At 42.6% G+C, this 14214-nt stretch carries 12 protein-coding genes; 10 read left to right on the top strand and 2 right to left on the bottom strand.

Features of this window, described 5'->3' with window-relative positions:
- Positions 1-294 precede the first annotated feature (294 nt).
- Positions 295-2070: an iron uptake porin gene (locus RM347_RS14005; protein ID WP_322717187.1), complete on the top strand. Its 1776-nt coding sequence runs from the start codon at positions 295-297 to the stop codon at positions 2068-2070.
- 177 nt (positions 2071-2247) lie between these two features.
- On the opposite strand, the gene aroA is transcribed toward RM347_RS14005, so the two are convergent.
- Entirely contained in the window at positions 2248-3528 is a 1281-nt protein-coding gene (gene aroA / locus RM347_RS14000) for a 3-phosphoshikimate 1-carboxyvinyltransferase (protein ID WP_322717186.1), read from the bottom strand.
- Positions 3529-3742: 214 nt separating this feature from the next.
- Here aroA and RM347_RS13995 point away from each other — a divergent pair, with 214 nt between their 5' ends.
- From RM347_RS13995 to RM347_RS13980, 4 genes are all read left to right on the top strand, one after another.
- Positions 3743-4504 (top strand): DUF928 domain-containing protein, encoded by a 762-nt coding sequence (locus tag RM347_RS13995; RefSeq protein ID WP_322717185.1) that lies wholly within the window; start codon positions 3743-3745, stop codon positions 4502-4504.
- Positions 4505-4595: 91 nt separating this feature from the next.
- Entirely contained in the window at positions 4596-6818 is a 2223-nt protein-coding gene (locus RM347_RS13990; RefSeq protein WP_322717184.1) for a CHASE2 domain-containing protein, read from the top strand.
- A gap of 276 nt (positions 6819-7094) precedes the next feature.
- Positions 7095-7403 (top strand): hypothetical protein, encoded by a 309-nt coding sequence (locus RM347_RS13985; RefSeq protein ID WP_322717183.1) that lies wholly within the window; start codon positions 7095-7097, stop codon positions 7401-7403.
- A 704-nt stretch (positions 7404-8107) separates the two neighbouring features.
- Positions 8108-10339 carry an FdhF/YdeP family oxidoreductase gene (locus RM347_RS13980; RefSeq protein ID WP_322717182.1) on the top strand — a complete coding sequence of 744 codons (2232 nt, stop codon included), beginning with the start codon at positions 8108-8110 and terminating at the stop codon, positions 10337-10339.
- A 243-nt stretch (positions 10340-10582) separates the two neighbouring features.
- Here the strand turns inward: RM347_RS13980 and RM347_RS13975 are convergent, their stop codons facing one another.
- Entirely contained in the window at positions 10583-11032 is a 450-nt protein-coding gene (locus tag RM347_RS13975; protein WP_322717181.1) for an orange carotenoid protein N-terminal domain-containing protein, read from the bottom strand.
- 323 nt (positions 11033-11355) lie between these two features.
- Here RM347_RS13975 and RM347_RS13970 point away from each other — a divergent pair, with 323 nt between their 5' ends.
- From RM347_RS13970 to RM347_RS13950, 5 genes are all read left to right on the top strand, one after another.
- Complete coding sequence (locus RM347_RS13970) at positions 11356-12066, top strand: Uma2 family endonuclease (RefSeq protein WP_322717305.1); 711 nt, start codon at positions 11356-11358, stop codon at positions 12064-12066.
- On the top strand, positions 12047-12196 hold the full coding sequence (locus tag RM347_RS13965) for a hypothetical protein (RefSeq protein ID WP_322717180.1): 150 nt from the start codon (positions 12047-12049) through the stop codon (positions 12194-12196). Before RM347_RS13970 ends, RM347_RS13965 begins: the two co-directional genes overlap by 20 nt.
- Positions 12197-12262: 66 nt before the next feature.
- Positions 12263-13102, top strand: coding sequence for a formate dehydrogenase accessory sulfurtransferase FdhD (gene fdhD / locus RM347_RS13960; protein WP_322717179.1), 840 nt, complete (start codon positions 12263-12265; stop codon positions 13100-13102).
- A gap of 536 nt (positions 13103-13638) precedes the next feature.
- The gene (locus tag RM347_RS13955) at positions 13639-13890 is read left to right on the top strand and encodes a hypothetical protein (protein WP_322717178.1); all 252 of its coding nucleotides are present in this window, start codon (positions 13639-13641) and stop codon (positions 13888-13890) included.
- Positions 13862-14152: an efflux RND transporter permease subunit gene (locus tag RM347_RS13950; protein WP_322717177.1), complete on the top strand. Its 291-nt coding sequence runs from the start codon at positions 13862-13864 to the stop codon at positions 14150-14152. The genes RM347_RS13955 and RM347_RS13950 overlap by 29 nt, the downstream gene beginning before the upstream one ends.
- Positions 14153-14214 lie beyond the last annotated feature (62 nt).

Here is a 14214-nt window from a genome sequence, read left to right as displayed (position 1 = left end):
TAAGGGAACTCCAAAAAATAAATTATCCAATTTCAATCTTTCAAAACAACTTTCCCTCCCCCTGCCCCCTGCTCCCCCTGCTCACAAAATCGCATTGCTCCCACCTCAAACTTGGTTTGCGTGCGGTGCATCACCTCAACACGAGCTTGAATCAACTGACTTTATAAATAGTTTCTTAGACATAGCTTAGTTCACTGCAATCTGATAAGATTTCCAACAAGTACAATAACTGCTTGTTCTCTTTTTCTTGAAGCCAGTGATTTAGGGTCTTTTTTGGGAAAGGAAAATAAAAAAATGTCTCATCTATTGTGGAAAACTCTGGCATTAAGTCCAGTAGTTTTGGGAGTGACGGTGTTGGTTTCCGCTAGGGCTATGGCTACTGAAGTCGCAAGCTCTTCTAAAGATATAAAGGCAAAAGTTACTCAGACAAAAGCGCCAATAGCTTCTGCTGCTTCAATATTTATTGAAACAGAGCAACCAAAAGTTAATCAGCAGTTGCTTGCCCAAAAGACTGATGGTAATCAGGTTTTGGAAGAGGTTAATCGCTACAGCAGCGAAGGCAAGAACCAGAATTCATTGTCTCAAGTCACATCAGTTTCTCAATTTTCTGATGTACAGCCAACTGACTGGGCATTCCAAGCTTTGCAATCTTTGGTTGAACGCTACGGTTGTATTGCTGGATACCCAAATTCCACTTACCGTGGCAATCGGGCACTGACTCGTTATGAATTTGCCGCAGGTTTGAATGCTTGTTTGGATCGGGTTAATGAACTGATTGCCACTGCAACTGCTGACTTAGTGACAAAGCAGGATTTAGCAACTCTCCAGCGTTTGCAAGAGGAATTCTCGGCAGAACTAGCAACTCTGCGTGGTCGAGTAGATGCTGTAGAAGCACGGACTGCTGAACTAGAAGCAAATCAGTTTTCTACTACCACAAAATTGGTGGGTGAAGCTATTTTTGCTGTGACTGATATTTTTGGCAATAACACTGGCGATGTTAACAATACTGTCTTCCAAGATAGGGTACGTTTAGACTTGCAAACCAGCTTCACGGGTAAAGACGTTTTACACACCCGTCTTGCAGCCGGTAATGCCCTAGCCTTTAGTCAAGTGGATAATGGTGGTCTTCCTATCGATACTGCTGAAGGCACACAAACTTTTCAACTCGGCAGCACTGGTAACAACGGTGTCATTATAGACTGGCTAGCGTATTACGTACCCATAGGTCCAGCCCAAGCTTACTTTGCGGCCACCGGAGGTATTCATAGCGATTATGTTGCCACTAACAACCCTTACTTTGAAGACTTTGATGGCGGTAATGGTGCTTTGTCTACCTTTGCTTCTGAAAGTCCTATCTATCGCATTGGTGGTGGTGCAGGTGCAGCATTAACTTTACCCTTTGGTAGCGGTGGTAGCTTTTTCAAACCAAGTTCACTGACTGTTGGTTACTTGGCGTCTAATGCTAATAATCCTGGACCAAATCAAGGTTTGTTAGAGGGTAACTATGCAGCTCTTGGACAGTTGAACTTTAGTGTTGGCGATCGCTTGGCGATCGCTGCTACCTATGTTCACGGTTATCATGGTGCTGGAGGTGGGAATTTATTCGATCTAGGTGGTGGTTTGGGTAGTGCTAACCGCGTTGTAGGTACTGGTCAAGCTAACACCCTAACTGCCCTAAATGCCTCTTCCAGTAATTCTTATGGAATATCGGCAGCCTTCAGACCCAGCGACAAACTGTCAGTTAGTGGCTTCGTTTCTTACCACGATGTCACAGGCTTTGGTGCTGGTGATGATTATGAAGCTTGGAGCTACGGTCTTGGGGTAGCCTTGCCTGACTTCGGTCAAAAGGGTAATGTTTTAGGTATTTTTGCTGGTGCAGAACCTTATGCCTTTAACCGAGCAGGTTTTGCTGGTAATGATATCCCTTATCACTTTGAAGGGTTCTACAAATATCGCCTGTCAGATAACATCTCAATCACTCCTGGTGTGATCTGGTTGACCTCCCCTGGGCAAAACAGTGCTAACGACGATGCAATTATCGGTACGCTGAGAACAACTTTCACCTTCTAAAGGTTTACAGCAATTTGCTGTAGCGGCGTACAGCTAGCTCATTGGACGTCTGGAAATACAAGGGACGGGCAAAATGCCCGTCCTACAAAATCATCCTGCAAATATACAACACTAATAAAAACAGTTCGTGCGTTAGCCTGCGGCATAACACACCCTACAAAAATACTGGTCAATCTTTTATTGTTCTAACATTTGGAAGAATCGGGTAAAGTAATCTGGAAAAGTTTTCGCTGTACAGCCAGGATCTTTAATTACAATTCCTGGAACCTTCAAGCCAGTAACAGCAAAAGCCATCGCCATTCGATGATCGTGATAGGTTTCAATCGCTGCCGGGGTAATGGGGCCAGGCTCAATTTTCAGTCTATCTGCGGATTCTTCAACCTTGACTCCTAGTCGGCGCAACTCTGTTACCACAGCTAGAATCCGATCGGTTTCCTTATATCGAATATGTTCCACGTTACGAATAGTAATCGGTGAACTGGCAAAGGGCGCGATCGCAGCTAATGTTTGCACCAAATCCGATATATCATTCATATCAATGTCGATGCCTTGCAATTGCTTCGGCCCTGTCACTTCGGTGTAATCATCCGAATCCTTAATCTGGCAACCCATCTGTTCTAAGACATTCAGCCACAGAATATCACCCTGACAGGATTGTTTGGTCAAATGTTTGACGCGCACCCGTCCACCCGTGACGGCGGCGGCGGCAAAAAAGTAAGAAGCATTTGACGCATCGGGTTCTACTGTGTAATGTCGAGCTTGGTAACGTTGTCCCGCTTTGATCTGAAATTGATTATCGCCGATTTGAATCACCTCAACGCCAAAATCTGCCATCAAACGACAGGTCATTTTGATGTAAGACTGAGAAACTAATGTTCCCTCAACCTCAATGCTCGTATCTTGTTGAGCATAAGGCGTAATCATCAGCAATGCCGACAGTTGTTGACTTGTTTGATTCGCTTTCAAACTAAAATTTCCGCCGACGAATCCCTTGCTATAGATGGTGTAGGGCATAAACCCAGAGTTTCCCTCAAAATTAACGGTCGCTCCACCCGTTTGCAGCACCGTTAATAAGTCACCCATTGGTCGTTCTCGCATTCGGGGAACACCATCTAGGCGATATTCGCCGTTCCCCAGTGCCACTAGCGCCGAGATAAATCGTGCTGTCGTACCCGATAAGCCCACAAATAAATCTGCCTGTTTAGCTGGAATGTCACCTCCTCTTCCCGCCACTTCAATCTGTGCCAGATGAGGATTTAGTGTAATGGGAATGCCTAATTGCTCTACGCATTTGGCAAAATACTCGCTGTCTTCACTAAATAAGGCATTTTCTAAAATGGAGTCACCTTCTGCCAAAGCAGCGACAAGTAACGCCCGATTGGTAAGACTTTTAGAACCGGGAATTTCTACCGTGGCATCCACTGGCCGATTTAGAGCAGGAATTGCAATGGTATCCACGTTAAACCTCTACGTAGGCGGTCAGCTACAACTTTATATATTGCCATATTGTGACCAAAAGGGGCAGGGGAGCAGGGGAAGAAGAACAATTTATTATTGACCCATTCCCCATGCCCAATGTCCAAGAGATCGTAGTTGAGTAGAAAATTTGATCTTGCTTTTGGGAATACTTGATTTATTCACCTGACTAATCTAGAACCCAGGCATTATCAATATGAAATGGATTAAACCATTCCTATATTCTGTAACCTTTTCCTTACCTTTGTGTTTGGTTTCTACTTTCACAGCACAGGTACAGGCTCAGTCATACCATCCCAATAAAACTTGGCAAATTAGTCAGACATTTAAGCCGCCACAGCGAGGAAAACCTCCCGCAAGTGCTGGTGGTTCTACCCGTGGTAGCTCTTGCCTAACAGGGAAAAAACTAATAACTCCTTTAATACCTCCAGATAAATTAGGGTTGACATTTGCTCAACGTCCAACATTTTTCTGGTATGTACCTCCATCTCAAGTCAAAACAACCAAGTTTGTGCTTCTAGCTGAAGACCAAAATGTATTTTATGAAACATCTTTTAAACTTCCGAATAAACCAGGAATTTTTAGCTTCAAACTTCCTGATAGTGCCCCTGCACTCACTGTAGGTAAAACTTATCATTGGTATCTAACAATTGTTTGTAATGCTCAAGACTCCAGTGAAAATCCTACTGTAGATGGTTGGGTGGAACGCACTCAACCAGGATCACCCTTGTCGGAGGCTTTAGCAAAGGCAAATTTGTACAAGTTGCCCAGCATCTATGCAGAAGCCGGGATTTGGCATGAAGCGCTGACTAGTTTGGTGCAGCTACGCCGGACTGAGCCGAATAATTTAAAAGCGAGGCTGGATTGGAGACAATTTTTCAAGTCAGTAGGTTTGAGTGCGATCGCTTCTGAAGCACTGATCGATTGTTGCACATCTAAGAATTCACCACGAAATTGAACAAGGGCATTAGGAAAATTCCTAACTCTTGTACAGACGCGATTAATCGCGTCTCTCTTTACTCCCTACTCCCCACTCAGCACTAAATATTATGTGGGCAAAGCTGAAACCGCAAATCTGGCAATGGCGGGGTGTTTTACTTGCTGTTCCCAATATTACAGCCCTGGTGATTGGACTACGCTTGACTGGATTACTGCAATTGTTGGAATTGGCAGCACTGGATCAATTTTTTCTCCTCCGTCCACGAGAGTCGGCTGATACCCGCATCGTCATAGTTGAGATTAATGAAGCAGATATCCGCAAGCAGGGTCAGTGGCCTATGTCTGATGGAAATCTTGCCAGTTTGTTAGAGAAAATCAAACAGCAGCAACCTAGAGCGATTGGTTTAGATATTTATCGTGATTTACCCGTCAATCCTGGTCATCAAGCTTTACTTAAGGTGTTTAAGTCTACTCCCAATTTAATTGGAGTCCAAAAAGTCTCTGATACTATTGATAGTTCGGCGGTTGATTCGTCTCCAGAATTAAAGCAACTTCAGCAAGTTGGGTCGAATGACATACCCATAGATGGAGATGGCAAAATTCGGCGAGCATTATTATATGTAAATTTAAATAATGACGAGATTCTCGAAAGCTTTGGGTTAAAACTAGCATTGTTGTATTTGAAACCTGAAGGTATTACTGCGAAGCCAGCAGCAACTAACTCTAATTACTTGCAGTTAAAGCGGGGTGTTTTCCCAATTTTTGAAGCTAATGATGGCGGTTATATCCGAGCAGATGCGGGGAGTTATCAAGTGCTGTTGAACTATCGAGGACGGATACAGCAGTTTACTAAAATCTCTCTTAGCGAAGTGCAAGAGAACCCCATCCCACGAGACTTAATGCGAGACAAGGTGGTATTAATTGGTGCTACCGCTGAGAGTTTGAAGGATTTATTCTATACACCTTACAGCAGTAATGTATTGACTGACCCGGAACGGATGGCGGGTGTGACAATTCATGCTAATTTGATTAGTCAAATTTTAAGTGCGGCAATGGAAGGTCGTCCACCGATCAAGTGTCTACCTGAGCCGTTAGAATGGCTATCAATTTTGATTTGGTCAATTATTGGTGGTAGCTTGTGTTGGCTGCAACGCCACAGTAGCAACCAGAAAACCCTGATGGCTGTTAGTGTAAGTCTTGCGGGTGGAGGTTTAATTGGTGGTAGTTTTTTGGCGTTTTTGGCTGGTTGGTGGATTCCTGTTGTACCTTCATTGCTGGCATTTGCAGGTTCTGCGATCGCACTCACTCAGTATATTGCCCAAAGCGCTACCGAGATGCGAAAAACCCTCGGCCGCTATCTAACTGATGAAATCGTTGCCAATATCCTCGAAACTCCTTCTGGGTTAAAGCTGGGGGGAGAACGCCGAAAAGTTACGGTTCTCGTGTCTGATTTACGAGGATTCTCGGCTTTTTCTGAAGAATTGCCCCCCGAAGAAGTGGTAAAGATTTTAAATCTTTATCTGGGAATAATGACAGATGTGATTAACCAGTATAAAGGCACGATTAATGAGTTTATGGGTGATGGTATTTTTGTGATATTTGGTGCGCCAATTAGTCGCAAAGATGATTCTCAACGAGCGATCGCTTGTGCTATTGCCATGCAATTAGCAATGCAGCAAGTGAATAAACAAAATCAGCAAATGAATTTCCCAATCCTGGAAATGGGAATTGGAATTAATACAGGTGAGGCTGTAGCGGGGAATGTTGGTTCTCAAAAACGCGCTCAATATACAGTTATTGGCAGTCATGTTAATTTAGCTGCCCGAATTGAGTCTTATACCGTGGGAGGACAGATTTTAATTTCTGAAAATACCTGTAAGGATGCCAATATTGACCTACAAATTGCTGGACAGCTACAAATAGAACCGAAGGGAATTAAACACCCTGTGACAATTTGTGAAATTCGTGGCATTGGCGGTCAATATAATTTATTCTTGCCTGATGACGATGAAGAAATGATTGTTCTCAATCAAGAAGTTCCTGTGGAATACACCATTTTGCAGGGAAAACATGCAGTGGGAACAGTATTTCTAGGAGTATTGATTAGCCTCTCAGAAAAAAAAGCGCAGTTGCAATCGCCACATTCTTTAGAACTGTTGAGTAATCTCAAACTCAAGTTATTGATTGAACCAAAACTGGATACAGAAGAAGAACATATCTATGTCAAGGTGATCCAACAATCTCATGTTGACGAGCATCTTTTTCTGCTTCGGTTTACAGCTGTTCCCCCAAAAGCGATCGCAATTCTCAATGCACTCCGTCAGCCTGGGTGAGGTTAAGGCATCAATGTTGAAATGCTAACAAAGGGAGGTGTATGTAAATAGAGTCAACCGAAAAAGTAGGTAGTTAACTTTTTTGAAAACAGTAGCAATTGTTGCTGATAAAAGCAGGCGATCGCGCTAAGATTTTGGACTTAAGCCTGATCCAACTCCAATAACTCCTTAATAATTCGTAATTCGTAATTTATGGTATGAAGCAACTAAGTTGAGTTATGGGGATATAAATATGATTTTTTCTAAAATTGAAATTCAATTACATCCCAAAGACAAATGACGAACATAGACAAATTTCAAAGACTAGTAGAACTTGCAAACGATCATGGAATTATTTGCCAGCCAACACCAGAAGAATGCTTGATTGCAACCTTACCTGGAGACGATGATTTCTTATTAGCTTTTACTTGGTCTGGTGTCGTTGAGGGAGAGCCGCCAGAGCATGAATTAATCGCAATTAGTGTACAGGATATTGTCAAAGAAGTTACCGTTGCAGCTTGGCAGATTCCTATTTATTTATTCGGCAACGTTTTAAGGCAGGCTCAGATGCTTGTCACTGCCCACAAAGATTTTGTTAGCAGTTAGCAGACAAGCTATAGATAAAAACTGCTATCCCTGTCAACTGTGGCAGGGATTTTTATTTGAACTACTGCTTCAAGAGACTATTTATAAAGTAAACCAGCAACGCCGATTAATTTGTACAGCCATGTCTACGACGGGCTATGCTTACGCACCTTGCCATATTATTATGTGAAAATAAACTGGCGATTGTAGTCAGGACTTTAGTCTTAGGTTTGGGGACTTCAGTCCTCACGACAAACTGAGCATTATATAATTCGGCTCATCAGTTTTCACTATACTAAACGCTGTAACTCAAAAAATTAAAGCTGTAGTTACTACAACTCCTTCTGTATTAACTACAGCTTCCTCTGTAGTTAGTAATGTTCCTAGTTTGATAAGTTATGCTTCAATTTTTGTTACTAGATATTAAATATTAGTTATCAACGATCAAGATGTTATAACTAACACTTAAGTCGTTATTGCTACAGCTTAAGCTGTTGTTATTGATGCTTCTTTTGTAGTTAATAACGTTCCTAGTTTGATAAGTAACATTTAAGTTGTTGTTACTAGGGCTGAAGCTGTGCTTATAAATGTTCAAGTTGTCGTTAAGACACAAGATGTTAATCTTCGCAGTTTTCATCTCCTATGTCTAGATTTTTAACTGCCTGCTACTTAAATGCTAGTTAAAACGGTAGCCTTAAATAATCCAGCAACTCACACACTGCATCATGTTACCTAAACCCAAAAAACACTGGACACCCTCAAACTGGGCAAGTTGGAAGCCCTTTGGCATTGGCGAACAGTACCCCAACAACTATTGGGAAGTATTTCGGGCAATTTGGCTGTCTCGTGACAAACTACCTTATGCGTGGAATATTCTCGATAAAGGTGTCTGTGATGGTTGCGCTCTCGGAACAACCGGGATGAAAGATTGGACTTTAGATGGCATCCATCTCTGCAATGTTCGGTTGCGGCTGTTGCGAATGAATACGATGCCAGCTTTTGACCCTGTGCCATTGGAAGATGTCTCGCAGTTGCAAAAGCAAAAAAGTGCCCAATTACGCGACTTGGGAAGACTCCCGTACCCGATGATTCGTCAACGAGGGGAAAAAGGCTTTCGCCGTGTGAGTTGGGATGAAGCTTTAGGGGTAATTAGCGATCGCATCCGCGCTACCACACCAGACCGCCTCAGTTTTTATGTTACCAGTCGCGGTACTGTCAACGAAACTTATTATGCTACCCAAAAAGCTGTACGGGCAATGGGAAGCAATAATATTGATAACGCTGCCCGCATTTGCCATTCTCCCAGTACGGCGGGGCTGAAAGCTGCTCTCGGTGCAGGGGCGACTACCTGTTCTTATAAAGACTGGATTGGCACTGATTTATTAGTCTTCATTGGCTCCAATGTTGCTAACAATCAGCCTGTTACCGTTAAATATCTTCATTATGCTAAAAAAGCTGGCACAAAGATTGTAGTTATTAATACTTACCGCGAGCCAGGAATGGAGCGCTACTGGGTTCCCTCAATTGTAGAAAGTGCCGTTTTCGGTACAAAGTTTGCTGAAGACTTCTTCTTAATCAACATGGGCGGGGATATCGCATTTTTGAATGGCACAATTAAACATATAATTGCTAACAACTGGGTAGACCAGTCATTTATAGATTTATACACAGATGGCTTTGCCGAACTTAAAGCATCGTTAGAAAGCCAATCTTGGGAAGAATTAGAGCGGCTTTCTGGTACATCCCGTGAGGAAATGTACGGTTTTGCCAAAATGGTCAAAGAAGCTAATAAAGCCGTATTTGTTTGGAGTATGGGCATTACTCAACATGAATGCGGTGAAGATAATGTGCGAAGTATTATTAATCTAGCTCTTACCAAAGGTTTTGTCGGTCGGGAAGGCTGCGGTTTAATGCCAATTCGCGGTCACTCTGGGGTGCAGGGTGGCGCAGAGATGGGATGTTACGCGACAGTATTTCCTGGTGGTAAACCCATTACCCCAGAAAATGCTGCTCAATTGAGTCAGCATTGGGGTTTTGAAGTGCCAGCAAGTAAAGGTTTAATTGCTCCAGAAATGATTAATGCTGCACATCAGGGACAGTTAGATGTGTTGTTTTCCGTGGGAGGGAATTTTTTAGAAGTGCTGCCAGAACCAGATTATGTGGAAGCAGCGCTGAAGAAAATACCGCTACGGGTACATATAGATATTGTTCTCTCCAGCCAAATGTTGGTAGAAGCTGCCGATACTGTGGTGCTTTTACCTGCGACGACTCGCTACGAAATACCAGGAGGAGTCACAGAAACGAACACCGAACGCCGGGTAATTTTCAGTCCAGAAATTCCGGGGCCGCGCATTGGAGAAACACGTCCTGAGTGGGAAGTATTTTTAGAATTAGCAAGGCGGGTAAAACCAGATTTGGCAGATAAGCTGGCTTTTGCTGACACAGCTGCTATCCGTCAAGAAATTGCTCAAGTTGTCCCCCAATATGCAGGTATTCAACATTTACAGCAAGCTGGTGACCAGTTTCAATATGGCGGCTCACATTTGTGCTTTGGTTGGAATTTCCCTACAGCCGATGGCAAAGCACACTTTGGCGTATTATTGCCACGACAGAGAGAATTACCAGAAGGTTATTTCTTATTAGCAACCCGCCGAGGCAAACAATTTAATAGTATGGTGCAAGAACGCAAAGATGCCATTACTGGGGCGATGCGAGAGGCGGTGCTAATGAATGCTGCTGATGCAACAAAGTTGGGTTTAAAAGATAGCGATCGCGTCATTCTTAAGAATGATTTAGGCGAATTGTTATGTCAAGTCTATATTGCGCCAATTCAGTCAGGAAACTTGCAAGTGCATTGGCCAGAAGGGAATGTGCTACTAGATAAAAGTAAGCGATCGCTTGAAGGTGTGCCTGATTATAATGCGATCGTGCGGTTGGAAAAAAAATGCGACAAATAGATCATTTGTAGAGACGCGATTCATCGCGTCTTTACCCAAGGATGTGTTGCAATCATTAATTTAATTCGTATAATCAAGCGGACTTGATATAACTTGCATCAAGACTACCGCAAAGATGAGCATCTCTGCGGTAGTTCTGAGTTAACCACTATTAAAGTAGAGCAAAAACAGCCAGGTCTAACTTAATTTGCTACTTTCAGTTATCCCCAATTCTAGATACTCATTGAGAGTTCTTGGACTTACCTAACCCATCGCTTCCACTACACTCAACATGAAATTAATGCGTTGCTCAAACTCTAGATTTTTGATCAATGCGATAAATTCATCCGTTTCACCAGGAAGTTGATAGTCGGAGGGCACTTGAATTATGCTTCCATCCTCCATTCCTTGTGCCAGCAGAAACCAAACGTCTAATTTGGCATTGGGACTTAGACTATTATAGGTTTGGCTGATATCGTTAGCTGCACCATTAATTATGTCGCGTTGTGCTTGCAGTTGCTGTTCTTGAGACAAGTCCAGGAATTTGTCAAACACTGCTTTGGCAGGAGCTTCAACGCTTGGAGGAGGTGCTGGTTGTAGCTGCTCTTTAAGATCGAGATAACCGAACCAAAGTAAGGCTAGCTGAGTATCTACATCAAAGCGTTGAAAAGTTTCTAAAGCTGGTCTTGTTTTTTCATCAATTGTGTAAGTCATAAAAAACTCCAACTAAGTTAAGGCTATTCTGGTTTCCTCAGTTACTTACTAACTAAGAAAATTTGCTTTCAGTATCTTCATATAACTTAACGAACAAATGAAGATGGATAACCCTACTTAGGGTATGAATAGGACTCATTACATAAGACAGATATAGATAACTGAAATTGCTAGTTACAAAAATGCCTGCTTCGATGTATAGGGAAGCGATCGCTTGAAGGGATTCCTGATTATAATGCGATCGCATGGTTGGAAAAACAAACCTAATATTACCGTTTTCCTCCTGCTACGCTCAACTTAACATCACCCCAAAACTTGTAGCCATGTCCATTGCCCAAGATTTTGAACCACCAAAAGATATAAAATTTCCACCAGGGGATTTAGAAAGTAACGAACCACCATTGGAAACATACCTACATTTGCAGCAAATGCTGCTATTGATAAAATGCCTTGATTGGTGGTGGCGAGACCACAACAACTTTTTTGCTGCCGGTAACCTTAGCATTTATTACAGTCCACACCAGCGTAAATCCGAAGACTGTCGGGGGCCAGATTTCTTTGTCGTGTTGGATACTGAACGCAGACCCCGTGATAGTTGGGTTGTTTGGGAAGAAGACGGCAAATATCCGAACTTGATTATAGAACTGCTTTCAAAGTCAACCGTAGTGACTGACAAGGGCTTAAAAAAACAAATTTACCAAGATATCTTTCGCACTCCTGAATATTTCTGGTTTGATCCCAAGAATCTGGAATTTGCTGGGTTTATTTTGTTAGGTGGTACGTATCAACCTATAGAACCCAACCCACAAGGATTGTTATGGAGTCAGCAGCTAAGTTTATACTTGGGCGTTCATGAAGATCAATTACGCTATTTCAGTGCGGAAGGACAGTTAATGCCTACACCAGAAGAAATTGCACAGTGGGAAGCGGAACACGCAAAACAAGAAAGGCAACGCGCCGAACAAGAAACACAACGTGCTGAACGCCTAGCAGCAAAATTGCGAGAATTGGGTATTGACCCAGATACGATTTAAAGTATGTAAACCATTAGAAACAGCAGCTTATATCGAAGTTGTTTTAGAAGAAGGCGACCCGAAAATGTTGAGTAAGGCGCTGAAAAATGTCATAGAGGCAAAAGGTGAAATTGATCAATTTTTAAGATAACGCGATCGCGCATATATGTATAAAGGCTAAATTTAACTGATTCTTTGTGATTATTATAGTAATTAAATGAATACCCAAACTGGAAGCAAAACCAAAGCCACTGTCTGGGTTGTGGAAAATGGTAAAGTGCGATCGCGTTTAGACCAACTCACCACCGAAGAACCTTTAGAAATTCGCCTTGTTCCTCTCCAGAAGACGGTAGCTGTAACTATGCGGACACCAGGGGCAGATTTTGAACTAGCTGCTGGTTTCCTCTACAGTGAAGGAGTCGTTAGCCACAGGGAAGACATCCGACGTATCAGCTACTGTGTGGATGAATTGGTGGATGGTGAACAGCGCTATAACATTGTAAATGTAGAACTGCGGGATGGGTTGATTCCAGATTTACAGCCTTTGGAGCGTCATTTTTACACTAGTAGCGCCTGTGGGGTGTGTGGTAAAGCTAGCCTTGAGGCTTTGCGTCTGCGAGGATGTCCAGTGATTCCTTCTGGGCCAACGGTAACACCTGAGATCATCTATAGCCTACCAGACAAGCTCCGGGCTGCTCAAGGTATCTTCACTGCTACAGGGGGTTTGCACGCTGCGGCTATCTTTGATGCTCAAGGACAGTTGTTAAACCTGCGCGAGGATGTTGGGCGACACAATGCTTTGGATAAATTGATTGGTACAGCTTTGCTCAGTGATGAGTTGCCTTTAAATAATTGTATTGTCCTGGTCAGCGGACGCTCTAGTTTTGAGATTTTGCAAAAGTCTACAACTGCTGGAGTTCCGATTGTCTGTTCTGTTTCCGCTCCCAGTAGTTTGGCGGTGTCTGTCGCCAAGGAATTCGGGATTACCTTAATTGGATTCCTGCGTGGAGAACGGTTCAATGTTTACACTGGTTTGCAAAGAATAAACGCTGCTTAATGTCAGAGTAAACGCATCTAGGTTTGTATTTTTAAATACGTATATTTCATGAAAATTATGCGTATTAGAATAGAGTTTGCTTGCCGTTTTTTCTTCTGTGTCAGGGTTTCCTGTTTTGGTGGCTTCTGTTTCGGCTCTCGATTCCAAAGCACCTGATTTGCATTACTCTACATATACTGTCTTTTCCCCTGAATCCATTGTGAGCAAGCTTTTCGAGGCTTAATCGGAAAATTCAGATACCTATTAGTCTCAAAAATCGTTGATATCTACCCTACAAACTTAATTATCTATAATCTTTGGTATTTTTTTTTATCCGTTGGACTCACGTAATATTAATCCAGAGATTTTTTAAAGATGAGTTTGTTTGAGGTAAAGCCGTGATTCAGACAAAAATGCATCTAATGCGATCGATCAAATATCTAGATACCTAGAAAATTTCCTGCGGCAAAGCTGGAGTTCTTACGCTTTCTCAATCCCTTGGCTTGAGATGGAAAAGTTATGCAGTCTATAGATTTAATTAATCAGCATTTGGTTTCATGCAAAAACGCGATTATCTACTTAAATACTTAAACTGTTTACTCGCAAATCCAGTATTAGTTATCGTACTAATGCTCACGGCATTGACGAGTGGTTGTCAAAAAAACGATCCGGCAGCAAATGCTCAAAGCCCACCACCATTACCAGTGAAACTTCAGAGAATTGACGCAGGCACAATCGAAGAAAGTTCCGAGTTTGTCGGATCGTTGGAAGCGCAACAAAATGACAACTACGCTGGAGCGACAGATTAACGGTGTTGAGGGAATGCAGTACATGACCTCAAACAGTTCAGCAGGTAGTAGCCAAATTTCGGTATATTTTAGGGCGCAGACAGATAAAAATATTGCTCAAGTTAACGTCCAGAATCGCCTCGCCCGTGCTACACCTCGCCTCCCGACAACGGTGCAGCAATTCGGTGTGACAGCACAAACATCTTCTACAAGTATTTTGTTAGTCTATGCTCTTTATCCAGAAAATAATGAGTATGACGCGCTGTTTATTAGCGGGACTTAAACAAAACTAGAGATGAAAAAAGAGTATAATCCTTAACTAGCATAGCTTTCACATTAAAAAAA

It is taken from the genome of Nostoc sp. ChiQUE02 (assembly GCF_034531305.2).
GTDB lineage: Bacteria > Cyanobacteriota > Cyanobacteriia > Cyanobacteriales > Nostocaceae > Nostoc.
The sequence above is the reverse complement of the archived record's forward strand: the minus strand, read 5'-3'. Positions and strand labels throughout refer to the sequence as shown.